The following is a 24,588-nucleotide window of genomic DNA, read 5'->3' on the forward strand; positions in this document are numbered from 1 at the left end:
GTCAGCTAGTTTAAGCTCTTTCTTTTAGCATCCAGCTTAAGAAAAATAAGAACTAATATTAAAAATCCCCATAATCCAGAGCCTCCGTAACTAAAGAACGGTAATGGTATTCCTACAGTGGGAAATAAGCCAATTACCATAGCAACATTTACAAAAAAGTGAACAAAAATGACTGACATCACAGAATAACCATAAACTCTACTAAATTGACTTTTTTGACGCTCTGCTAAATGGAATAACCTTAAAATAAGCATAGTAAACAACACCACAACGATGCTTGTTCCTAGAAATCCCCATTCCTCTCCAACGGTGCTGAAAATATAGTCTGTATGTTGTTCTGGAACAAATCGACCTTGAGTTTGTGAGCCTTTCAGCCAGCCTTTACCAGTCCAGCCACCACTTCCTATAGCAACTTCACTTTGATAAAGATTAAACGCAGAACCTCTTATGTCGTTGGTTTCACCAATAAGAACATCAAATCTATCTTTTTGATGAGGTAATAAAACTGAATTTAGAATAAAATTGACTGAATACGAAAAGCCAATCCCGAAAATAAAAATTAAAGCATAACGCCAGAGTTTTGGCTTCTTTTTTCTATTTAGTAGGTATATGATAATTACCAAAACGCCAAAAATTGGAGCGAATATGGTGAATCCAAATTTAAGTGTAAGTATGAAAATGCCTACAATTAAGAAGCCGATATTAATATAAATATGTGGAAGACCTTCTCTGTAAAGGGGAATTATAAAAGCCAAATATATGAGTGCACTACCAGCATCAGGTTGGAGCATAATAAGCGCAAGAGGAATCCCGATTATGGCAAAAGCTTTAATTTGTGATTTAAATCTTGACAAGTCATTGTCCAGATCACTTATGTACTTTGCTAAAGCTAAAGCTACAGCTGTTTTTACAAACTCAGCAGGCTGTATGCTGAAAGCACCAAAAGAGTACCAGGCTGTTTGCCCAGCTATAGTTTTTCCGAAAATAAAAAGTCCTATGAGTGATAAGAGTGCCAAAACGTAAATGATGTTTGCAAATCTTTCGAAAAATTTACTTTCCAAGGCTAAGATGACAACACCAATTAAAATTCCTAAGAAAATCCAAAGTAGTTGCTTTCCGTATATTTTAGAAAGATCTATGATACTTTCTTCCGGACTTATAAATGTGGTTGAATAAATATTTCCCCAGCCAAAACCTATCAGAATTGCGATGATGAGAACCGTAAGCCAATCTAGTTGCAGTAAAGTTTTGGGCATTTTTACTGATTAATTTTAAAAGGTTCGCCAGAATAAGGCTTAGCATACTCATCTTCGAGCGTATTATTCAATATCCATCTCTCTAAGTCCTTTCGTTCTATCTCCTCTTTTAAGTACTTTTCTATCATAAGACTAGAAATTCTACCAGCATATCTAGAACCCCAATATCCATTTTCTACAAAAACTGCCAGGGCTATTTTGGGATCATCTTTGGGGGCAAAAGCCACAAAAATAGAGTGATCTGTCATTTGGACTCTTTCACCATCAATTTTTATGTAATTTTCTGAAGTTCCGGTTTTTCCGGCGACTTCTATTCCAGGGACTCTTAGAAATGAGGCTGTCCCGTAATTGAATACATCATGCATGCCTTGTATAATGGGTTCAAAATGTTCTTTATCTATGGTTGTGATTTGCTTGGTCGTATATTTTTCTTCTTTTATAGGTGAATTATCTATAGCTTTTAAAATATGAGGTCTGTAAAACCAACCTTTGTTAGCGATAGCAGCAGTAGCATTGGCCAGTTGTATGGGAGTAGTGAGCACCTCCCCCTGTCCAATCGCATTGGAAATCGTATTTGTTGCATACCAGTTGTTATCAGGATATACTTTATTGTAATACTCAGAATCGGGTAAGAGTCCTGCTCTTCCTACCGGTAAATCATAACCTAAATAATCACCAAGTCCAAAACTTGCTAAGTGACCCCGCCAGGCATCAATACCTTCTTGAGGAGTTTCATATTTTTCAATGGTTCTTCTGTAAATTTGTGAAAAATAAGAATTGCAGGAATAAGCAACACCTGAAATAAGTTTTACAGGGCTTGGATGATGGTGACATCCCATTCTTCTCCTTCCATAATTATATCCTCCATTGCATCTAAAATCTTCTTCAAGATCAACAACCCCTTCTTGAAGGGCTACTAAACCTGTAAGTGCTTTGAATGGTGAGCCAGGGGCGTAAATAGCTTGTAAAGCTCGATTGTAAAGTGGTTTTTGAATAGTATCGTAATATAGCTTTGTAAAGTTTCTTGAGCGTTTTCTACCCACCAATAAATCTGGATCGTAGGACGGCGCTGTTACTAAAGTTAAAATTTCACCTGTACTGGGTTCAATAGCAACTATTCCACCGCGTTTGCCTTTCATCAACTTCTCTCCGTAGTCTTGCAGTTTCCCATCAATAGTAAGATGTAAGTCACTTCCTTTTTTAGAAACAGTATCAAATTTACCTTCTTTAAAAGGCTTTATATTTTTATTATGTATGTCTCTAAGGTAATGTTTAACACCTCTTTCGCCTCTTAAAATTTTCTCATATTGTTCTTCTACACCTTGTTTCCCTTTTAAATCTCCGGATTGATAATAGGAATTTTGTGATATTTCTCCTTGGCCAACCTCGGCAATATATCCTAAGATATTGGCACTATGATCTATATTATAATCTCTTAAAGATCTCTTTTGAATATAGAAACCTTCATATTTATGCATCCGTTCTTGTAGGTAGGCAAACTCATCTTTTGTTAGTTGAGGTGTAATTACTGAAGCAAGTCTAGGAGAATAACGCCAAGCTTTTTCCAATTGAACTTTAAGTCGCTCTGGAGAGAGTTTAAGCAAACTTGCTAACTCCAAAGTATCAAATTCTTTAACCTCAAGAGGAACTGCCATTACATCGTAGGCAGGTTGATTGCCCACCATAAGTTCACCATTTCGGTCATAGATATAACCTCTTTGAGGGTAATCGTAAACTTTCCTTACCGATATGTTTGTTGAAACTTCATCAAAACTGTCATCCATTATTTGTAAATAAAATAACCTAATTAGGAAAATCAAGGCTGTAAAACTAACTAAGATGATAGGGAGTAACTTTCTCATTTACTGTTCTTACGTATTAAGTTTAATGTAATCATAATCAATAATATACTGAAAATCGAAGAGTAAATAATCTTTTCAAAAAGATATAGTAAATGATTAACACTAAATAGTTCCAAAGAAAAAAGCACTGTGTGGTGGATTAGAACCATTAAACTTACATAAACAAATCGAGATTTAAAGGGTGCATTATAAAACTTTAAAGTTTGATAATCATAGCTTAAGCCAAAAGCATTTCTTAAGAACAAAGGTCTCAGGTAAGCAATGACTAAAGTTGCTGCAGCATGTATGCCGCCGCTATCTTCAAAAAAATCTAAACAGATTCCGAGAGCAAAGGCTAAAAAAAGCTTCTGAATAGAATTGATATTAAACGGCAACAAAATTATGAGTAAAGGATAAATATAAGGGCTCACATAGCCAAATACCTCAAAATGATTTAAAATCAAAACCTGAACTAGAATAAGAAGGACGAACCTTATGCTATTTATGAAATAAGTTTTCATCTACGGTTGTTCAGGATTTAATAATTCATAAGCCTCTTCTTTACTTGTATTTTCAATGACATAGACGTGTTTCAGATTAGTCATATCGTTGAATAATTTTACCGAAATGTTATAATAGCCCACATTCTCATCCAATACATATTCGCTAATGATGCCAATAGGAACATTTTCAGGAAAGATTAAGGAACGTCCGCCTGTTGTTATGGTGTCCCCAACTCTGACGGGTGCAGATCTAGGAACATCTACCAAACTCAAAATATTTGGATCCTTTCCATCCCAGGTTAAAGTTCCAAAATGAGAGGTTTTTTTGAGTTGAGCATTGATGGAAGTGTTGGTGTTTAATATAGAAATTACTCTCGAATATCCCTGACTAACATCTTGCACTATTCCTACTATACCCTTACTTGAAATAACACCAAGATCTTCCTTTATACTATCCTTTACCCCACCTTCAATGAGAAGAAAATTGTCTATTTTATCATAATAATTGGAAACTACAGTTGTTTTTTGAATTTTATATAAAGTATCAGTAATAAAATCCAGATTTGATTCTAAAGTGTCTTCAGTAAAGGAAAGATTCAAAATCTTTCTTCTTAAGAGCTCATTTTCTTCTAAAAGAATCTCATTCTGAGTTTCTAAATCAAAATATTGATATATACTTTCTGAAGTTCCTAGGATATTTCCAGTGATGAAATTTGCAGAGGAAACCAACTTGCTATTGTGGTAGGTATGAGCTTTGAATGTAAGTCCAAGCGCTATTGTCATAAGAATGATAAACACCAAACCTGTCTTATTTTTAATAAGAAATAAAATGATTTGCTGCATAACTTAGACTTATTTCAGAAGGACAGCTTTGTATCTTTCTAAATCTTTTAGGGTAATTCCTGTTCCTCTTACAATTGCTCTTAGCGGATCTTCAGCTATATAAACAGGCAAATCTGTTTTTTGAGATAAACGTTTATCAAGACCTCTCAACATGGAACCACCACCAGCGAGATATATTCCTGTATTGTAAATATCTGCTGCCAATTCTGGAGGAGTTTGTGATAGAGTTTCCATCACAGCATCTTCAATTCTTAGGATAGATTTATCAAGTGCCTTAGCAATTTCTCTAAAGGAAATCTCAACTTGTTTTGGTTTTCCTGTCAACAAATCACGTCCCTGAACACTCATGTCTTCTGGAGCAGTTTCCAAATCTTCGGTTGCAGAACCAATTTGAATTTTTATTTTTTCAGCAGTACGTTCTCCTATGAAAAGGTTATGCTGAGTTCTCATGAAGTAAATGATATCATTGGTAAACACATCACCAGCAATTTTCACAGATTTATCACAAACGATACCGCCAAGAGCGATAACAGCAATTTCTGTTGTACCACCACCTATATCAACAATCATGTTTCCTTTAGGTTGCATAATATCTACACCAATACCAATTGCAGCAGCCATAGGTTCATGAATCAAATAAACTTCTTTACCGTTTACACGTTCAGCTGAATCTTTCACAGCGCGCATTTCAACTTCTGTAATCCCACTAGGAATACAAATAACCATACGAAGAGAAGGCGTGAACAAACGTTTTTTGAGAGCTGGAATTTCTTTGATGAACATACTTATCATCTGTTCACTAGCATCAAAATCTGCGATGACACCATCTTTTAGCGGACGAACAGTTTTTATATTTTCATGTGTTTTTCCCTGCATCATAGCAGCTTCTTTTCCTACCGCGATAATTTTCCCAGTTAATCTGTCTCGGGCTACAATTGACGGGCTATCCACAACTACTTTATCATTATGAATGATAAGTGTATTTGCAGTTCCTAAATCTATAGCTATATCTTCGGTAAGAAAATCAAAAAATCCCATGCGTATATTATTTGAAGAGGATAAAGTTAATTAATTAATGCTTAAAATGACGTATTCCTGTCATCACCATGGAAATATTATTTTCATTGCAATAGTCGATGCTCAATTCGTCTTTAATAGACCCGCCAGGTTGGATTACAGAAGTGATTCCTGCGTTGCCAGCAATCTCGACACAATCTGGAAATGGGAAGAAAGCATCGCTTGCCATAACCGAATCTTTCAAATCAAATTTGAAATTCAAAGCCTTTTCAATAGCATGATTCAGAGCATCAACTCTTGAAGTTTGTCCAGTCCCACTTGCTAGCAATTGCTTGTTTTTTGCCAGTACAATGGTATTTGACTTGGTGTGCTTGCATATTTTGGAAGCAAATAATAGATCTTCCACCTGAGTATCACTAGGTGATAGTTTTGTAGCTGTTTTCAAATCTTCAAAAGCATCAGTTTTTGCATCTCTATCCTGAACTAAAACACCGTTGAGGCAAGTTCTAACGATTTTGTCTGAAAATTGAAATTCTTTCTGAACCAGAATAATTCGGTTTTTCTTTTTGGTTAGGATTTCCAACGCCTCATCTGTGAAGCTAGGTGCAATCACAACTTCGCAAAAGAGGTTATGAATTTCTTCTGCAGTAGCTTTATCTAGCTCTGAATTTGAAATCAATATTCCACCAAACGCTGAAACGGGATCACCAGCTAAAGCATCTAGATAGGCTTGGTGAATAGTATTTCTTTGAGCCAATCCGCAAGCATTATTGTGCTTAAGAATAGCAAAAGTTGGGTCTTCTCCATGAAATTCTGACATTAAATTAACAGCAGCATCTACATCTAGCAGATTGTTGTAAGACAATTCTTTACCGTGTAGTTTATTGAAAACTTTTTCAAAATCTCCAAAGAAAAAACCTTGCTGATGTGGGTTTTCGCCGTAGCGAAGTTCTTTCCCTTTGTCAAAGCTTTGCTTGTGAGTAGGAATGGCTTCAGTGGTGTTGAAATAATTGAAAATAGCTGTATCGTAATGCGATGAAATTTGAAATGCTTTGGCTGCAAAATTCTTCCTTTGTGAAAGGCTTACAACGCCTTTGTTTTCTTTCAGAATTTCTTCTAAAGAAGAGTAATCTTGTCTTGAGGACACGCAAAGCACATCCTTAAAGTTTTTAGCAGCTGCTCTGATAAGCGAAATACCTCCAATATCGATTTTTTCAATAATATCTTGTTCATTCGCTCCAGAAGCTACGGTATCTTCAAAGGGATATAAATCAACTATAACTAAATCAATCTGAGGAATATCGTAAGACTTTAATTCTTCCTGATCTTGTGCATTTTCACCTCGGTTTAAAATACCTCCAAAAACTTTAGGATGGAGAGTTTTTACTCGACCTCCTAAAATAGAAGGGTAGGAGGTGATATCTTCTACAGGAATTACATTTATTCCAAGATCTGTAATAAATTTTTCAGTTCCACCAGTCGAGTAAATTTCGACACCCAACTGGTTTAAAATTTCTACAATAGGTCTTAAACCTTCTTTGTGATATACCGAAATTAAAGCAGATTTTATTCCTTTAGCTTGAGCCATTTTAAGATTCTTTTTTAGATGCTGCAAAAGTATGACTTTGCTAAGGAATATCTAATTGTTGGCTATCAATTATTTATAAAAAAACCAGCTTCAATAAAAACCTGCCTTAGTTTTTTAAAGACAGGTTTAAAATTGAAATTAATAATCAGTTATAGTTATGTGTAATCGTGAAAAATATAACCTTAGCTTAGTTCAAAAGGCTATTTACAGTAGTTTGAAAATTATCGACTCCAATCGGACTTACATAACCTATGTTTCTTTACTTTTTAATTTGTTTCTAGATGAAAATGCTGATAGTCAAATTTTCTATCATGCTTTACTCTTACAAAAGTACCCATCTCATTATTCTCTTACTTCGACTTGGTTTAGGCTTGAAATCATAGGGAAAGCTTATTAGTTTTTTTATTTAAGAAACTGAAAATTATTGAATAGAATCTAGTATTTTTTTCAACTCTTCTAAAGGAATATCTTTCGAAATAACTTTTCCAGTTTTGTCAATAAGAAAATTATTGGGAATGGCAAAAATGCCAAAATCAGTTGCTGTTTTTCCAAATTCACCACCCGTATCAATAACGTTTGGCCAAGTTAATTTGTCATCTTCAATTGCCTTGAGCCACTTATCTTTATTTTGATCAATAGAAACCCCTAAAACTTTGAAGTTTGAATCTTTATATGTCTTGGCTATCGATAACAATTTGGGAAAACTCTTCCTACATGGCTTACACCAAGATGCCCAAAATTCAATAAGCAATAAAGAGCCTCTAAATTCTTTGGTACTCAAAAGTTGCTCGTTTGTATCAGGTAGCTCAAAATCTTTTAAAGAATCTCCGATTTCTACCCTTCTTTCTGGAAATATATTATACTCAAGTGTCTTTATGCGAAGTGAATCCTGATGTTCCAAATTTAAATTGCTATACAACTTTTGTAATTGCTTATAGCTTAAAACGGAATCATAACTAACTTCATCTAATAAATTTGCTGAATACCTATGCTTAGGATTCCTTCTAATAATTTCATCAACTTTGGTATATAGCTTCTTGTTCCAATCAGAGTCTTTTTTATAAGTTTCTTTGAACTTCTGGAAATCATAAGCAATTTTCGAAGTTTTGGTTCCCAATACAGTATCTATATAAACCATATTAAGTTCGTATTCTCTAATCATTTTTTCTTCAATAGTTATATCAACAACCATATCTACATTTTCTATAAAAAAATTTTTATCACAAGAGGACATTCCTTCTGTCGATATACTAGCCTCTGTGGGATGCTCCACCTTTCCTTTGAATTTGAACTTACCATTTTTTACAAGTATGCTATCTTTCCTACCCTCGCCTTGATAGTATAGAAATAGGAGTCCAGAATAGTCTCCATTGACTTTACCAGTAATGAAAAAGTTTTCTTCTTCCTGTTTACAAGAAATTACAAAAAATAAAGCTATTAATATAAATATCGGTCTAATAGGTAATAATGAGGTCATAGTCTTTGTATAAAAATAGGAACAAACTTATAACATTAATCTTAGTTTGTTCCTAAGTTAATATTCTATAAGCACCTTTTCTTGGTATTGGAGTAAAAAACGGAACCAATAACGTTTATTCCATCCCAGAGTTCATCCAAGACTCCCAAAGTAAATATATTCAAAAGCTAGAGAAAGAAATTGAGGAGGTTAAAGGAGGCGAAAAGTTAAACTTAAAGTGGTTATGGGTTTAAAAATATAGTTTGAGTTTTAACACCCATCTAAAAACTTAGACCTCACAGTCTCGAATTTTCGGGACTGTGAGGTCTATTTGATAATCTATTTTTTTATTTCTTCAGTATACAATAGGGAGCTCAAATCGACTGCTTGAAATTTTTTGTCTAAACAATCATCCCCGCAGCAACCGTTTCTTTTGTAGACTCGTCTACCAAAATAATGCTCCCTGTATTTCTATTATCTCTATAGCTATCGAGCATCAATCGGTGAGACGTTTTAAGTTTGACTCGTGCTATATCATTCATCTTTAAATCTTTGTCATCTTCACTTCTTTTGAAGGTGTTCACGTCCATTTTGTAGACAATCTCTTTGATGACTGCTTTTTGCTCGTTGGACGTATGCATAATGGTGTATTTAGTTCTGGGTTTGACAGGCGAATTGTTCAGCCAGCAAAGCATCACATCAAATTCTTGTGATAATTCTGGCTGATTGTTCACTTTTACGATCATATCTCCCCGGCTGATGTCGATATCGTCTTCTAAAGTCATTGCGACAGACATAGGAGCAAAAGCTTCATTAACTTCGTTCTCTCCTGCGTTTATCGTTTTAATTTTTGATGTAAATCCAGACGGTAGTACTGCAATTTCATCACCAATTCGGTAGATTCCACTAGCGATTCTACCCGCATAACCTCTGTAATCTTCAAATCCTTTTCGTTGTGGCCTTAATACGTTTTGAACTGGAAATCTAGCATCAATTTTATTGATGTCACTGCTGATGTGCAGCGTTTCTAGCTCGTGAAGCATCGGTGAACCCAGGAACCAAGGCATGTTCTCAGATCTATTCACGACGTTGTCCCCATTCAATGCGCTTATTGGAATATAGCGGACATCTTTGATCAGTAATTTTGATGAGAATTCTTCGAACTGCTCTACAATCGTGTTGAAGGTGTCTTCAGAATAATCCACCAAATCCATTTTATTGATACAAACAATAATATGAGGAATGTTCAGTAAAGAAGCAATGAAGGTGTGTCTTTTGGTTTGCTCTATCACACCATGTCTTGCATCTATAAGAACGACGGCAGCATTGGCGGTAGAAGCACCAGTAACCATGTTTCTGGTGTATTGGATGTGTCCAGGTGTGTCGGCAATGATGAATTTACGTTTAGGTGTGGTGAAATATCTGTAGGCTACATCTATGGTAATGCCCTGTTCACGTTCGTCTTTAAGACCATCTGTAAACATGGCAAGATCTACACCCTCAATACCTTTTTGCTTGCTTGAATTTTCTACCGCTGTAAGTTGGTCTTCAAATATGGATTTGGAATCGTAAAGTAATCTTCCAATAAGCGTGCTTTTTCCATCATCAACACTACCAGCAGTGGTAAATCTAAGCAGTTGATTTTTATCTATTTTCATCGTATGAGTCAGTTTTGTAATCAGAGTTATAAAATTTTTTGAGTAAAAAGATTCTAGAAGTAACCGTCTTTTTTACGGTCTTCCATGGCAGTTTCTGAACGTTTATCGTCACTTCGGTTGCCACGTTCGGTTTCTCTCATGGTAGAAACCTCCTCGACAATTTTTTCCATGGTATCGGCGTCAGATTCTATTCCGCCAGTGATGGTAATATCTCCAAGGGTTCGGAACCGAATTTTCTTTTTAACAATTTCTTCGTTAGATTCCAGAACCAAATAGTCTGAATTTGGAATCCAGGATCCGTTTCTTTTCACCACTTCACGTTCGTGAGCTAAGTAAAGTGAGGGGATTTCAATGTTTTCTTTGGTGAGGTAATTCCAAACATCCATTTCTGTCCAGTTGCTTATGGGGAATGCACGGAAATGTTCGCCTTCAAAGTATTTTCCGTTCAGCAGGTTCCATAATTCCGGGCGCTGATTTTTTGGATCCCATTGCCCAAACTCATCTCTGTGAGAAAAAAACCGCTCTTTAGCTCTGGCTTTCTCTTCATCTCTTCGCCCTCCGCCAATCGCACAGTCTATTTTATGTTCTTCAATCGTGTCGAGAAGGGTGGTAATTTGCAAGGCATTTCTGGTGGCATTTTTACCTTTTTCTTCAGCCACTCTACCTGTGTCAATCGATTTTTGAACCGAACCTACTATAAGGTTGACACCAAGTTTTTCAACGATATCATCTCTAAACTGAATCGCTTCAGGAAAATTATGACCCGTATCCACATGCATCAGGGCAAAAGGAATTTTTGCCGGATGAAAGGCTTTTTTAGCCAAATGTGTTACCAAAATGGAGTCTTTTCCTCCAGAAAATAAAATAACTGGATTTTGAAATTGAGCCCAAACTTCTCTCAAGATAAAAATGGCTTCAGACTCGAGTTCTTCTAAATAATTTAAATAATACGTTCTCATGAAGTTAAATTCTATGTGTTTCTTCTAAATAATTAATGATGAGTTGGACAGCTTGGTCCACTTCAGTAGTTTCGGTTTGGATATGAATTTCAGGATCTTTTGGTGCTTCATAAGGCGCATCTATCCCTGTGAAATTTTTGATTTCACCAGCTCTTGCTTTTTTATAAAGGCCTTTAACATCACGTTTCTCACATTCCTCCAGAGAGGTATCGATAAAAATTTCAATGAGGTCTTCTTTACCTAAGATTTTTTTGACTTGTTCACGATCTGAAATCAACGGCGAAACAAAGGCAGCGATGGTCACAATGCCTGCGTCTACAAACAGTTTTCCAACTTCTGAAATTCGCCTTAAGTTCTCCAGTCGATCTTCTTTGCTAAAGCCAAGTCCTTTATTGATACCACTTCTAATGTTATCTCCATCCAAAGCATAAGTGCTTATGCCTTTATAAAATAATTCTTCTTCAACTTTATTGGCGATGGTAGATTTTCCAGAGCCAGATAATCCAGTAAACCAAAGCACGAAAGACTCGTGGCCGTTCACTTTATTCCTTTTGGATCTGGAAATGTCGTAATCGTGAATGACGATGTTTTTGCTCATAATTCAGTTTTTACGTGAAAGTATCCGTTCAATAAATTTTCACGATTGTAAAGCATTTCTTTGTTCGTGTCCAGGCTTATCACTTCCAGTCCTACTGCTTTGCAAATGGCTTGCCCGGCGGCTGTGTCCCATTCCATAGTGGGGGCGTAACGCGGATAAACATCGGCTTCTCCTTCTGCAACCAAACAAAATTTTAGGGAGCTTCCTTTGGAAACGATTTCAACTGGTTTTTGATACTTATCTTTTAATCCATCAACATAATCCAGGGTATCCTGATTCATGTGAGAACGACTGCCAACTACCCTCAGCGGATTCGAATTTTTGCTAGGTCTCAAAGTTGACGCCTTTTCCAAAAGATAAACGATATCAGAGTCGTCTTCAGAAATTGCAACCTTAAAAGCTTGTTTAGCTTCAACATCACCTACGTAAAGCAGGCGCTGAGCAGGAACATAAATAACTCCAAACACAGGTTTTTGCTGATCTATCAAGGCTATATTAACGGTAAATTCACCGTTTTTCTTTACAAATTCTTTGGTGCCATCTAGTGGATCTACAATCCAGCATTTCGTCCAGGACTTTCTTTCTGAGTAGTCAATTTCTTTATTCTCTTCGCTTATGATAGGTATAGATGTCGTCTCTAAATAAGACATAATCACCGCATTTGCATTTTTATCGGCTTGCGTGAGCGGAGAGGCATCATCCTTATATTCAACATCAAAATCTTCTTGGTAGATTTCCATGATAGCATCTCCTGCTTTTATAGAAGCTTTAATAGCTTTTAGATGGTTTTCGTTCATTAATTTGTTGGTTATATATTTAAATCTCATGCTTTTAAAGTTATCTTTAAGCCTATTTTACAAGCATTTAGCTAACTCTAAATAAAATATTTGGTAAAAGTATATAATTTCTACCATTTTAGTAGACTATTCAAATTGTAATCAAATTATTTCTCTGTTAAATTTATTCTGAATTTGATACAAGTTGGACTCATGTTTATAAACTAATAGTGAACTTCGTATTATCGAAGGTCGTACGTAAACAAAAACTTATGAGAACATTCTACCATATCCTTTTAGTCACTATATTTATTTTAGGCCTTGATCAACTTCGTGCTCAAGACATTCATAAGCATCAACAATGGGAGAAATTACTTAAAACTTATGTAAATGAAAAAGGCAACGTAGACTATAAAGCTTTCAGGGAAAATGAAAATAAGCTTGATGCTTATCTGGATTTACTCAACAAAAATTTACCAGAAAAATCGTGGACTGATAATCAAAAGAAGGCTTATCTCATTAATGCTTACAATGCATTCACCGTCAAATTAATCATCGATAATTATCCATTGGAAAGCATCAGAGATATTGGTGGATTTTTCAGCAACCCATTTAGTATGGAGTTTGCTAAAATTGGAGGGAAAGGCTATTCTCTAGACGATATCGAAAAAGGAATGCTTTTGAAAATGGGTGATCCCAGAGTTCATTTTGCTGTGAATTGTGCTTCAGAGTCTTGTCCAAAGTTGGTAAACGAGGCTTATGTAGCTGACAAATTGGATGAACAATTAAATACTGCATCAAAGTCATTTGTGAATTCCGATAAAAACAAACTGTCTAAAACCAAAGTTGAGCTCTCAAAAATTTTCAAATGGTATGCTTCAGATTTTGAAAAAAATGGCCAATCTGTGATTGATTTTATTAATCAATATTCAAAAGAAAAAATTAATGAAGACGCTTCTATTAGTTATTTGCCGTATTCCTGGAAATTGAACGAAAAGTAGACTGAATGCTTAGTATTATCATCCCTGTTTATAATGAAGCTGAAATTATTGAAGCTAATTTGCAAGAAATTCAGAAGAGAATTAGCGCGTCTTCACTGGTGAAAGAAATCCTAGTCATCGATGGGGGAAGTGCTGATGATACGGCTGAGAAAGCTAAATCAGTAGAAGGCATTCAGGTTTTTGTAAGCCCAAAAGGAAGACCTAAACAGATGAATTTTGGTGCCAAAAAAGCCAAAAGTGACATCTTATATTTCTTGCACATTGATTCTTTACCCCCGAGAAAATTTGATGAACTGATTGTAAATTCTATCAAAAATGGACATGAAGCGGGGTGTTTCCAAATGAAATTCAGAAGCAAACATCCTTGGTTGAAGTTCATAAGTTGGTTGACAAAGTTTAAGGCAAGATCCTGTAGAGGCGGCGATCAAAGTCTATTTATAACTAAATCTCTTTTTGAAAAGGTTGGTGGTTACAACGAAGACTTTCTGATTTATGAAGATCACGAAATCCTGAAACCCATTTATGAACACACCAATTTTGATGTGATTCCGAAATGGATTTCAACATCTGCAAGGCGATTTGAGGAGAAAGGAATCTTGAAATTGCAATTGATGTTTTGGGCGATTTACCTCAAGAAATGGTTAGGAACAAATTCAGAAGAACTTTACAGATTTTATGAAAAGCATATCAACAATAAACCAACTAAAGTTTGAGATTGCGTTACTTTTGAATAAACTTTAGTAATTTCAACATTATTCTTCTGACTAGTGTATAATTAAAACCTGAGTAGTTTGAAACAAGAGCATATTGTCATTATAGGGAACGGCATTTCTGGAGTGACCTTGGCTCGGCATGTCCGCAAACTATCCGACAAACGAATCACGTTGATTTCTTCTGAAAGTGAACATTTCTTTTCTCGGACAGCATTGATGTACGTTTATATGGGGCATATGAAATGGAACCATTTGAAGCCTTACGAAGATAAATTCTGGAAGAAAAACAGACTGGAGTTGAAACAAGCTCATGTGAAGCATGTCGATACTGAGCTAAAGCAGTTAAAATTTGAGTCAGGAGAAGAATTTTCTTATGATAAATTAGTCATCGCTTGTGGTTCCAAACCCAATAAATTTGGTTGGAAAGGTCAGGATTCTAAAGGCGTTATAGGATTGTACAGTAAACAAGATTTAGAGAAGCTAGAACATTACGCTCCCAATAATAAAGTTTGTAAACGAGCGGTAATTTTAGGTGGAGGTTTGATAGGAATTGAACTGGCAGAAATGCTGTCGACAAGAAATATTCCTGTGACTTTTTTGGTGCGTGAAAAACATTTTTGGAACAATGTTTTGCCAGATGAAGAAGCTCAACTTTTAGAACGACACATTCATGAGCATCATATAGATTTAAGACTCGATACTAATCTTGACGAAATCATAAGTGATGAAAATGGTAAAGTAAAAGCCGTCAAAATCAAAGAAAACGGAGAAATTGTGGATTGTGATTTAGTGGGATTGACGCCTGGTGTCTCGCCTAATATTGAGTTTTTGAAATCAAGCTCTATTGAATTAAATCGTGGGGTTTTGGTGAACAGAATGCTGGAAACTAGCGAGCCGGATGTGTATGCCATTGGGGACTGTGCAGAACAGCGTGAAACTATCGGCAATCGACCATCTGTCGAAGCAGTTTGGTATACAGGGCGGATGATGGGAGAGACTTTAGCGCAAACACTTTGCGGAAACCCTATGGAATATAAGCCTGGACATTGGTTTAATTCTGCGAAGTTCTTCGATATAGAATACCAGACCTACGGCTGGGTGTTCAACACACCTAAAGATGGTCAGACTGATTTTTACTGGGAACATGAAGATGGTAGAAAATGCATTCATATTCATTTTGAAGAGGAATCGAGAATTTTTAAAGGCATCAACACCTTTGGAATTCGATTAAGGCATGAGGTTTTTGATTACTGGTTAACCAAAGAAGCAATAGTGGACGAGGTTATAAAAAACCTGAAGAAAGCCAATTTTGATCCCGAATTTTTTGAAGCTTACGAGGACCAAATTCAGAAGAAATTTGAACAGGAATTTAATACAATAGAGTTATGAGTTTAGATGTGAATATGTCAGTCACAGGAAATGCGCCGGAAGCTTTAAATGTTCAACAAAAACTATCTGCAGCACTAGGCCTAGCCGGAATTTTTATCCTGACTTTATCGGCATTTAATATAGGATTTCAGCCTCAGGTACTTTGGCTAACTTTATCTTTAGTCATGGTTGCTGCAGGAATAATATGGTACACGAAAGCCAGTTATGCTGGTAAAACTGCCGGTATCAAAAATGATGGGGTGTATTTTAAATCCTTAACCAATCGTGGATTCTGGGCTTATATCGTAGGCCTGGTGTTTACAGGATTTTATATCGTTCTTTATTTTTATCCAAGTCTGCTTGGATTGAATAGCGATGGAGAAAACACAGGAATCGTTGCACTGTTTGACCCCTTGAGTAAAGCCTTGAGTGGGAATCCTGCAAGCCAGTGGTTTGTCTACGGGACTTTATATACGTTGGCCATTCTTGGATTTGGTTTTAAATTCCTTTGGAAATATCGACACAATAGCTATCAGCGTTTAAGAACCTTTTCGGTGATGTTTTTTCAATTGGGATTCGCTTTTATCATTCCCGAAGTGATGGCCAGACTCAACAACGATGATTTTTCATTACCTTATTATAACCTGGTCAATATCTGGCCACTGAATTATTACAACTTCGAGCAATACAGAGTAGATGAATTCATCAGCGCTGGAACTGTCGGTATTGTCTTACTGATTTTTGGAGTGCTTTCTATTTTGGTGATTACTCCAATCTTGACTTATAAATATGGTAAACGCTGGTATTGCTCTTGGGTATGTGGCTGCGGAGGTTTGGCAGAAACTGCCGGAGATCCGTTTCGCCATTTAAGTGATAAATCTCAAAATGCGTGGAAACTGGAACGCTGGTTGGTCCATTCTGTAGTTGTATTTGTGGTGGTGATGACCACAGCAGTGGTCTATTCATATTTGAATGGGGGAGGCTACTGGCTGTCAGGAAATGCTTTTTTGATAAGTGTAGGTAGTTTATTAACGATCGTGTTTGCCTGGACGATGATTTATAAAAGGGAGCAATTGCAGAAGGATGCCAAATATGCCGCGATAGGGTTTTTTATATTAATTCTTTCTTTAATTGCGCTTTATTTCTCTGGAATGACCAGTAAAGTTTTTCTTTTTGAAGCTGAAACTTTACGTTCTACTTATGGTTTTGTGATAGGTGCGATTTTCTCTGGAGTGGTTGGCGTAGGATTCTATCCGATCTTTGGAAACCGTGTTTGGTGTAGATTTGGCTGTCCTATGGCGGCTATTTTAGGCTTTCAGCAGCGTTTGTTTTCTAAATTCAGAATCACCACCAATGGCGGTCAGTGTATCTCCTGTGGAAATTGTTCTACCTACTGCGAAATGGGCATCGACGTAAGAGCTTACGCCCAAAAAGGGGAGAACATTGTAAGGTCTTCCTGCGTGGGCTGTGGGATTTGTGCGTCGGTTTGTCCGCGAGGTGTTTTAAAACTTGAAAACGATGATCCAAAAGGCAGAATCAATTCTAAAGAAATTCTCTTAGGAAACGATGTGGATTTGATGGATTTGGTGAATCAGAATAAGTAATTTTTTTTCCAAACTAAACAAAAATCAGCTTTTAAAATGTATTAATAAATCCTCGGTCATGGTTTTAAAAATTGCAGTCCTGCCTTCGTTCTGTTTGGAAGGTAGATACAGATGCGAAGGCCCAAAAAAAAATAAGCATTTTAAAGCTAAGTCTAAAATTCAACTTTTAAGAGGCTTCTCTCATCATTTGATAAGCACCATTCAGATATTTATAAAAGTCGGATGGAAAAACTTGCTCGCTAGATTTGGATTCTCTCTCGTGACCCAAGCGTACAATCAAGATATTTTTTTGGGGGTCGCCAATAACATATTGCCCTAAAATACCTTGCATTACAAAAAAAGGTCTGCCGCCACTTTCCTCAAGCCAAAACCCATATCCATACTGTGGATCTTCTTCAAAGCGGGGATTGATGCATTTTTCAATAAAGTTTTCATTCAATAATTGTTTCCCATTCCACTTACCTTTGTTCAATACTAATAACCCCATTCTGGCAAAATCTCTTGCATTTGAAGATATACAGCAATAGGTCTTTTCCATGCCGTTTTCTTCACTATCCACCTGCCAGTACGCATTATTTTCCATACCCATAGGCTTCCAAAACTTTTCGCCTAAATAGTTGGAAAGTTCTTGACCCGTAGCTTTTTCGATAACCATACCCAGTAATTGAGTATTCCCGCTGAGGTAATCAAATTCTTGCCCAGGTTGTTCTTTGACAGCTAGATTCAATATTAAATCTCGTAAATTCTCGTCATAATAAGCCTGTGCTGTGATCGAAAAAGGCGAATAATAATCTTCGTTCCAGTTCAAACCTGAAGCCATTGATGCTAAATCTCCAACTGTCATCTGGTCGGCATATTCACCTTTTAATTCTGGATAGAAATCTATTACCTTTTGGTCTAAGCTTTCAATGAAACCCTCTTCAATAGTTTTTCCTAAAAGTAAAGTAGTGATGCTTTTTGCCATGGAAAAGGAATTGGTGTGCGATTTTGGGCCATAGCCATCTGCGTAATCTTCGTGCCATAATTTTCCATCTTTGAAAATTAAAAAGCCAATAGTTCCATAAGTTTCGTGCGCATCTTTTAGTTTTTGAGGAACCTCAGCACTGTTGTAATTTTGATGTTTCGGAAGTGGTTCCGGAGATCCATTTTCGATACTTCGATTATCAAAATAGAGATAATCGTCAATAAATGCGGTATCATGACCAGTCATATATACTACGCGAATTCCTTTAAAAATATAGCCGTAACCAGACAGATAAAGTCCAATTACAATAAGTATGATAATGCTAATGATCCATTTTAAAAGTCTGCCTAAGGTTTTCATGGTGATAAATTTCAGTAAAAATAAAGGTTTAGGTGTAAACTCAATTTAGATGAAATCCAACCTGTTTCGACTATCTTAAAAATGAAGACAGATTCTTCTCAATTTTTTTTTAATTAAAAAGTCTTTTTGGGTTTTTATAAACACAATCAGGATTTATAAACAAACTATAAATAATTTTAAAATTATTTGATTATTCCTTAGTTTTAAATGAACTAAATTTAAAAATCAACTTTACTTATAATTAAATTAGTTTTATAGATAAAACTTATGCAAAATAAAGATCGCAATATATTTTCTTTATAATCAAATTAAAATAAGCTTACTATGAAAGACATGAAAGAACCTAATAATGAAAATAAAGCACAAGTTTGGGATGTAAATGACTCTTCTGCTAGCTGTCCGTTTTTGAATGGAGACATGAAAGCTGCTGCAGGTGGTGGTTACGACAACAAAGATTGGTGGCCCAATTCTTTAAATATAAATATACTCAGGCAAAATTCATCCATGGTAAATCCTATGGATGAAAATTTTGATTATGTCGAAGAGTTCAAGACTCTAGACCTTAAGGAGGTGAAAAAAGACTTGGAAGAGCTTATGACTACAAGTCAAGACTGGTGGCCAGCAGATTATGGACATTACGGTCCATTTTTCATTCGTATGGCCTGGCACGCAGCAGGTACTTACAGAATTCAGGATGGTAGAGGCGGTGCTGGTTCTGGCTCTCAACGCTTTGCGCCGCTCAACTCATGGCCAGATAATGCCAACTTGGACAAAGCAAGATTGTTGCTATGGCCAATCAAGAAAAAATATGGTAAAAAACTCTCCTGGGCAGATTTAATTGTGCTAGCAGGTAATATGGCTCATGAATCTATGGGACTCAAGATGCAAGGATTTGGTGGAGGTCGAGAAGATATTTGGCAAACAGAAGAAGATGTGTATTGGGGATCTGAGAAAGAATGGCTGGAGAATGAATCTCGTTATTCTGAAGGCGAATTAGAAAATCCACTCGCTGCTTCACATATGGGACTAATTTATGTAAATCCAGAAGGACCAAATGGTAAACCAGATCCTATAGGTGCTGCACACGATATACGTGTAACTTTTGGTCGTATGGCGATGAATGATTATGAAACGGTGGCCCTTATTGCAGGTGGACACACCTTTGGCAAAACGCACGGTGCAGCAAGCGATCTAGATTATGTAGAAGCCGAACCAGCAGCAGCTCCAATCGAAATGCAAAGTATGGGTTGGAAAAACAACTATAAATCCGGTAAAGGTGAACATACTATCACAAGCGGACTGGAAGGTGCATGGACTGACACACCAACCAAATGGAGTAATACCTATTTTAAGAATTTGTTTGAATATGAGTGGGAATTGACAAAAAGCCCAGCGGGAGCTTATCAATGGAAGCCAAAAGGTGATGCCGGTGCAGGAACTATACCAGATGCTCACAATCCAGATAAAAAACATGCACCATTCATGTTGACTACAGACCTTTCTTTAAAAGAAGATCCAGCATACGAGAAAATATCAAGACATTTTTATGAGAATCCAGAAGAATTTGCAGAAGCTTACTCAAAAGCCTGGTACAAATTGACTCACCGTGATATGGGTCCTATCGAAAGATATCTTGGTTCAGATGTTCCAAAAGAACAATTTAACTGGCAGGATCCAGTTCCAGCAGTAGATCATGATTTAATCAATGATAAAGATATTGAAGATCTGAAAGCAAAGATATTAGACTCTGAATTATCCATTTCAGAATTGGTTTCTACAGCCTGGGCATCAGCATCAACATTTAGACATTCAGACAAGCGTGGAGGAGCCAATGGGGCTCACATCAGACTAGAACCACAGAGAAACTGGAAAGTCAATAACCCAAATCAGTTATCAAAAGTTCTTGGAGTTTTTAAAGATGTTCAGACCGAGTTTAATGCTATTCAAAAAGGGAATAAAAAAGTATCTCTTGCAGACCTAATTGTTCTTGGAGGTAACTCGGCCGTAGAAAAAGCCGCGGAAGAAGCAGGGCATGAAATCCATATTCCATTTTACCCTGGAAGAACCGACGCCAAAGCAGAGAATACCGAAATAGATTCTTTTGATGCTTTAGAACCTTTAGCCGATGGTTTCAGAAATTATACCAAAGGCTATAGCAAAGTTTCAGACGAAGAACTGTTGATAGACAGAGCAAACTTATTGACACTCACAGCTCCAGAGATGACAGTTCTTATGGGAGGCATGAGAGCTTTGAATGCCAATTATGACCATTCAAGCCATGGTGTCTTTACAGATAACCCAGAAGTGTTAACCAATGATTTTTTTACCAATTTATTGGATCTAGGAACGACCTGGAAAGCTATAAACGAAGAGCAAACTCTGTTTGAAGGTAAGGATCGTAAAACAGGGGAAAGAAAATGGACAGGAACTAGAGCAGATCTTATTTTTGGATCCAATTCAGAATTGAGAGCGCTAGCAGAAGTTTACGCCTGTTCAGATTCTGATGAGAAATTTGTGAAAGATTTCGCCAAAGCCTGGAATAAAGTGATGAATTTAGACCGATTTGATTTGGATTAAGTTTTGAGGATAGATTGATTAGTTGGAAGGTGGTTTGGAAACAAATCACCTTTTTTATGCTCAAAAATGAAAGCTGATTTTTAAAAGGGTTTATGCTGAATTTGTCTCTGTTGACTTGATTCACATTGATACATGTTCTGATGACTTTAGGTAATTGAAAGTTTCAAAGCGCTAGAGATAAATTGACAGATCAAGATTAGAATCTAGATGAATGGATTGAAAGTATATTACGAATTTGTGCTTTATTCAGAACCTCATCCTCAACCCCAATCCACTAGCATTTCCAATCAGGCTGATTTCAGGTTGAAAGTCATCAGAAAAAGTGATGTTGTTTTTAGAATTGTAGTTTGAAATGCCGTTGTTTAGATTTCTTTTGGAACTGGTGGATAGGGGAATAGCTACCGTGATTAAGGCGCCGCCAACAATCGCCAAAACCCAGTTGGGATCTCCGCTGCCAATCGTTTGTCCAATAGGAATCCCGACAAGCGCGCCGCCGGCAAAACTAAAAATAGTGGACAAGGTATTTTGAGATTGACCTCTTTTGATGAGGTTGTAGCTTTCAGTATGGGATTTAGTTTCTTTTAGAAGTTGTTTCCAGTTCAGTTCTTGATCTCCTTTTTTAAATTCATAACCCCAAAAATCTTGACGGATAGTGATTTCTTGAGCAAAACAACTTATGGAGGTTGAAAGTATTAATATTATAAAGAGAGCATTCTTGAAAGATTTAATTTTTAGAAATTTCATAGTAAAGCATAGTTGATTTCTCTAAAACTACACTTTTTATTGAAAATTTAAATGCAATTCCAACTATTAATTGGAAACTCCAATGTGATGGATAGAAGGGAAAGCCCTGTAGTCACCAGTCCTCAATTGGGAAAAAAGAATTAAAGCAAATAGTCCTGCCCTTATTCCCGTTAATTATTGGATTTTCTGGATCACACCCAAAATATTTTAAAGTGCTGACCAACAGAAGAATATATTTCGTAAATTCATAACACATTGAATAGCAGTACATTATAAATGGTTAAAAGATATTTATTGATATTGCTATAATTTTTGTTTATTCGCTTTCGTTTATAAATATACAATTAGGGTAATCTTAATTTGATTTGTTTTAAAAATATGAAATACTTTATAATAATTTGTTTAGCCTTCTTTAGCTGTACGGATGATAGATCTTTAGAGCATGATGACTTTGAAGCAACACCTACTTTTGAAGTCAATGTTTTTCAAACTCAATATTCAGCTGAATTAATCAATACAGGTAATGATTCTATTCCTAACCCAAATAATATTCGTGATTATATAGATGTTGATTTTTTGAATGAACAGTTTAATAACGATTATTTAGAAAGCTTAGAGTTTAAATTTCTAGCTGAAAATAGCATCAATAGAAGACAGACGATCGATTTTGTCTTTTTTGACAGGAATAATTCTGAAACCTTTAGAGTGACAGAACCAATTCCACCAGGCACAGAAAGTAGTCCAACCATCAAAAGCTTTTCAGTGGTTTTATCCCCTGAAGAGATTGAGATTATCACATCAAGCATACGAGCCGAGTTTTTTGTAAATCAACCATCTGCTGCAACCAATTCTGGTAATATGCGCTTAGAATGCATTGTGGAAGCTGGTTATTTATTTACAGGAGAATGAGATATAAAATAATTATTATTTTATTGGTTGCTGCAAATTCTTTATGGGGTCAGGATAAGCATTTGCTTTACAATCAAACTCATAATCCTCAATCACTGATGCTGAATCCTGGTGCGGCTTACGAAAAAACTAATTTTCATGTAGGGGTTCCAGCCCTTTCTAATTTTTATGCTTCAGCAGGCAATACCGCTTTCAATGTGGATAATTTTTTTAACGCAAATGATTTTAACTCCAATATAGCTTTAGCGATAGATAGAATTTCACCTAAAGATTTTGGGGCTTTCAATCAAAAGTTGGATCTCATCAGTATTGGGTGGAGAAATGAAAAGCGATACTATTCTGCAGGAGTCTATCAAGAAAGCGATGGAGTGACAAATTTCCCTAAAGATTTAATAGAATTGGCTTATTATGGCAATGCAGGTCAGAATAGAAGCTATGATATTGGTGAAATTAATTTTAGAGCTAATTTGCAGACCGTTTTTCATTTTGGTATCAATGATCAAGTAAGTGAAGACTTACATTTAGGGGCGAGGGTAAAACTTTATACTTCTAGTGTGAATATAAGATCGGTAAGAAATTCTGGACAATTCAACACCAGGCAGTCTGCTTCAGGGCTTTTACTAGATCAAAGCATTAGTAATTTGGATTTAAGATTTGATAGTACTGGTTTGGATAATTCTGAGGATTTTTCTGCTGGCAATATCCTGATGGGTTCTAATTATGGTTTAGGATTCGATTTGGGGCTGTCTTATTATTTTAACGATAGAGTTGAAATCACCGCGAGTATTTTGGACTTAGGCTTTATACATTTCTCCAAAGATACTAGAAGAGATATATCGCAAGGATTTTTTGAGTATGATGGTCTTGGGATAGAGTTTCCTGATTTTGCGGATGGAGATGATCTCATATCCTATTATCAAAACCTTGGAGATGAAATTGAGGAAAATCTACCAACAGAAACCTCATCCGACTCTTACACTTATGTACAACCTACAAAACTGAATGTAGGTTTGAGCTATAATTTTGGGGGTAACGCAAACCTTTGTAATTGCAGATTGAAATCTTCAGGCAAGCAAGATGGAAATCAAACTTTGAGCGTACATGCATTTAGTATGCTAAGCGCTGGAAATCTTTTTTATAGTATTAATGCAATGTATGAACGAAGTTTCTGGAAAACGTTTTACGCCAAAGTAAGCATAGGGATAGATCAATTTAATAGACCCAATTACGGCGGAGGGGTTGCTCTGGATGTGTGGAAATTCAATATTTTTGCGAATGTAGATCGCCTCAACCATTTTAGTAATATCTACAATGCTGAAGCCTTGGCTTATCAGTTTGGTCTGAACCTAAAGTTTTAATTTCTTTTGAACTTTAGTACATAGCCTAAGTTTTCTAAAACTATCCAGCACTCCTGGGCAGTTACAAACTTAACAGTTCCTTGAATGTGTTCAAAACCTAATGCTGTCATATCCAACTTCTCCCCTGGTTTTAGCTTTTCCAAACCTTGACTTTCAAACTGACTATCTTCAAGCATAGATCTTAAGCTTTCAACTTCTTCAGATGTAACTTTGGCTGGTTGGCCAAGCCAATACAAATACCTTACTGCGTGTCTTCTGTTGAAAACTTTATCTCTTTCGTCGTCCTTAATATTCACCAAAATCATCGAAGGTAATATTGGAATTTCTATTTTCTTCTTGCGATCACTCCATTGTTTTACTTTTATCTGAGTAGGGCAGTAAGATTCAATACCATCCTCTCGCAGCTGTTCTGCAAGCTTTTTTTCGGCCCTGGGTTTAGTATAAAGCACAAACCAGTGCGATTGCGTTTTAAGAGAAGCAGTCATAAAATTAAAT

General features: G+C 36.1%; 21 protein-coding genes. 7 read left to right on the top strand and 14 right to left on the bottom strand.

What is annotated here, in order from left to right; all coding sequences use genetic code 11:
- Positions 1 to 5: 5 nt before the first annotated feature.
- From rodA to cysQ, 11 genes are all read right to left on the bottom strand, one after another.
- Positions 6 to 1,256 carry a rod shape-determining protein RodA gene (gene rodA / locus ACFQ0R_RS05000; protein ID WP_379657279.1) on the bottom strand — a complete coding sequence of 417 codons (1,251 nt, stop codon included), beginning with the start codon at positions 1,254 to 1,256 and terminating at the stop codon, positions 6 to 8.
- A gap of 2 nt (positions 1,257 to 1,258) precedes the next feature.
- The gene (mrdA, locus tag ACFQ0R_RS05005; protein WP_379657280.1) at positions 1,259 to 3,118 is read right to left on the bottom strand and encodes a penicillin-binding protein 2; all 1,860 of its coding nucleotides are present in this window, start codon (positions 3,116 to 3,118) and stop codon (positions 1,259 to 1,261) included.
- On the bottom strand, positions 3,115 to 3,618 hold the full coding sequence (gene mreD, locus ACFQ0R_RS05010) for a rod shape-determining protein MreD (RefSeq protein ID WP_379657281.1): 504 nt from the start codon (positions 3,616 to 3,618) through the stop codon (positions 3,115 to 3,117). Before mreD ends, mrdA begins: the two co-directional genes overlap by 4 nt.
- The gene (gene mreC, locus ACFQ0R_RS05015) at positions 3,619 to 4,443 is read right to left on the bottom strand and encodes a rod shape-determining protein MreC (protein ID WP_379657282.1); all 825 of its coding nucleotides are present in this window, start codon (positions 4,441 to 4,443) and stop codon (positions 3,619 to 3,621) included.
- A 9-nt stretch (positions 4,444 to 4,452) separates the two neighbouring features.
- Positions 4,453 to 5,481: a rod shape-determining protein gene (locus ACFQ0R_RS05020; protein WP_224460339.1), complete on the bottom strand. Its 1,029-nt coding sequence runs from the start codon at positions 5,479 to 5,481 to the stop codon at positions 4,453 to 4,455.
- Between the two features lie 34 nt (positions 5,482 to 5,515).
- Complete coding sequence (purH, locus tag ACFQ0R_RS05025; protein ID WP_379657283.1) at positions 5,516 to 7,048, bottom strand: bifunctional phosphoribosylaminoimidazolecarboxamide formyltransferase/IMP cyclohydrolase; 1,533 nt, start codon at positions 7,046 to 7,048, stop codon at positions 5,516 to 5,518.
- 421 nt (positions 7,049 to 7,469) lie between these two features.
- Positions 7,470 to 8,525: a redoxin domain-containing protein gene (locus ACFQ0R_RS05030; RefSeq protein ID WP_379657284.1), complete on the bottom strand. Its 1,056-nt coding sequence runs from the start codon at positions 8,523 to 8,525 to the stop codon at positions 7,470 to 7,472.
- A 380-nt stretch (positions 8,526 to 8,905) separates the two neighbouring features.
- The gene (locus ACFQ0R_RS05035; protein ID WP_379657285.1) at positions 8,906 to 10,162 is read right to left on the bottom strand and encodes a sulfate adenylyltransferase subunit 1; all 1,257 of its coding nucleotides are present in this window, start codon (positions 10,160 to 10,162) and stop codon (positions 8,906 to 8,908) included.
- A gap of 53 nt (positions 10,163 to 10,215) precedes the next feature.
- The gene (cysD, locus tag ACFQ0R_RS05040) at positions 10,216 to 11,121 is read right to left on the bottom strand and encodes a sulfate adenylyltransferase subunit CysD (RefSeq protein WP_379657286.1); all 906 of its coding nucleotides are present in this window, start codon (positions 11,119 to 11,121) and stop codon (positions 10,216 to 10,218) included.
- Positions 11,122 to 11,125: 4 nt separating this feature from the next.
- Complete coding sequence (cysC, locus tag ACFQ0R_RS05045) at positions 11,126 to 11,719, bottom strand: adenylyl-sulfate kinase (RefSeq protein ID WP_379657287.1); 594 nt, start codon at positions 11,717 to 11,719, stop codon at positions 11,126 to 11,128.
- A complete protein-coding gene (cysQ, locus tag ACFQ0R_RS05050; protein ID WP_379657288.1) occupies positions 11,716 to 12,516 on the bottom strand; it encodes a 3'(2'),5'-bisphosphate nucleotidase CysQ in 801 nt (266 codons plus the stop codon). The genes cysC and cysQ overlap by 4 nt, the downstream gene beginning before the upstream one ends.
- 251 nt (positions 12,517 to 12,767) lie before the next feature.
- Here cysQ and ACFQ0R_RS05055 point away from each other — a divergent pair, with 251 nt between their 5' ends.
- The 4 genes from ACFQ0R_RS05055 (at position 12,768) to ACFQ0R_RS05070 (ending at position 17,181) form a co-directional block, all read left to right on the top strand.
- Positions 12,768 to 13,496 (top strand): DUF547 domain-containing protein, encoded by a 729-nt coding sequence (locus ACFQ0R_RS05055; protein WP_379657289.1) that lies wholly within the window; start codon positions 12,768 to 12,770, stop codon positions 13,494 to 13,496.
- A 5-nt stretch (positions 13,497 to 13,501) separates the two neighbouring features.
- On the top strand, positions 13,502 to 14,209 hold the full coding sequence (locus ACFQ0R_RS05060; RefSeq protein WP_379657290.1) for a TIGR04283 family arsenosugar biosynthesis glycosyltransferase: 708 nt from the start codon (positions 13,502 to 13,504) through the stop codon (positions 14,207 to 14,209).
- A 78-nt stretch (positions 14,210 to 14,287) separates the two neighbouring features.
- The gene (locus ACFQ0R_RS05065) at positions 14,288 to 15,598 is read left to right on the top strand and encodes an NAD(P)/FAD-dependent oxidoreductase (RefSeq protein WP_379657291.1); all 1,311 of its coding nucleotides are present in this window, start codon (positions 14,288 to 14,290) and stop codon (positions 15,596 to 15,598) included.
- On the top strand, positions 15,595 to 17,181 hold the full coding sequence (locus ACFQ0R_RS05070; RefSeq protein WP_379657292.1) for a 4Fe-4S binding protein: 1,587 nt from the start codon (positions 15,595 to 15,597) through the stop codon (positions 17,179 to 17,181). Before ACFQ0R_RS05065 ends, ACFQ0R_RS05070 begins: the two co-directional genes overlap by 4 nt.
- A gap of 166 nt (positions 17,182 to 17,347) precedes the next feature.
- Here the strand turns inward: ACFQ0R_RS05070 and ACFQ0R_RS05075 are convergent, their stop codons facing one another.
- Positions 17,348 to 18,505 carry a serine hydrolase domain-containing protein gene (locus tag ACFQ0R_RS05075; protein WP_379657293.1) on the bottom strand — a complete coding sequence of 386 codons (1,158 nt, stop codon included), beginning with the start codon at positions 18,503 to 18,505 and terminating at the stop codon, positions 17,348 to 17,350.
- A 333-nt stretch (positions 18,506 to 18,838) separates the two neighbouring features.
- On the opposite strand from ACFQ0R_RS05075, the gene katG reads away from it, so the two are divergent.
- The gene (katG, locus tag ACFQ0R_RS05080) at positions 18,839 to 21,082 is read left to right on the top strand and encodes a catalase/peroxidase HPI (RefSeq protein WP_379657446.1); all 2,244 of its coding nucleotides are present in this window, start codon (positions 18,839 to 18,841) and stop codon (positions 21,080 to 21,082) included.
- A 246-nt stretch (positions 21,083 to 21,328) separates the two neighbouring features.
- Here katG and ACFQ0R_RS05085 read toward each other — a convergent pair whose 3' ends face one another.
- Positions 21,329 to 21,826, bottom strand: coding sequence for a hypothetical protein (locus tag ACFQ0R_RS05085; RefSeq protein WP_379657294.1), 498 nt, complete (start codon positions 21,824 to 21,826; stop codon positions 21,329 to 21,331).
- 378 nt (positions 21,827 to 22,204) lie between these two features.
- On the opposite strand from ACFQ0R_RS05085, the gene ACFQ0R_RS05090 reads away from it, so the two are divergent.
- Together ACFQ0R_RS05090 and ACFQ0R_RS05095 are read left to right on the top strand one after the other, a co-directional pair.
- A complete protein-coding gene (locus ACFQ0R_RS05090; RefSeq protein ID WP_379657295.1) occupies positions 22,205 to 22,735 on the top strand; it encodes a hypothetical protein in 531 nt (176 codons plus the stop codon).
- Positions 22,732 to 24,093: a DUF5723 family protein gene (locus tag ACFQ0R_RS05095; RefSeq protein WP_379657296.1), complete on the top strand. Its 1,362-nt coding sequence runs from the start codon at positions 22,732 to 22,734 to the stop codon at positions 24,091 to 24,093. Before ACFQ0R_RS05090 ends, ACFQ0R_RS05095 begins: the two co-directional genes overlap by 4 nt.
- On the opposite strand, the gene ACFQ0R_RS05100 is transcribed toward ACFQ0R_RS05095, so the two are convergent.
- The gene (locus ACFQ0R_RS05100) at positions 24,090 to 24,578 is read right to left on the bottom strand and encodes a UpxY family transcription antiterminator (RefSeq protein WP_379657297.1); all 489 of its coding nucleotides are present in this window, start codon (positions 24,576 to 24,578) and stop codon (positions 24,090 to 24,092) included. The two genes, ACFQ0R_RS05095 and ACFQ0R_RS05100, sit on opposite strands and share 4 nt — an antisense overlap.
- Positions 24,579 to 24,588: the final 10 nt, after the last annotated feature.

The sequence above is a fragment of the Psychroflexus salinarum genome (assembly GCF_042677225.1).
Classification (GTDB): Bacteria; Bacteroidota; Bacteroidia; order Flavobacteriales; family Flavobacteriaceae; genus Psychroflexus; species Psychroflexus salinarum.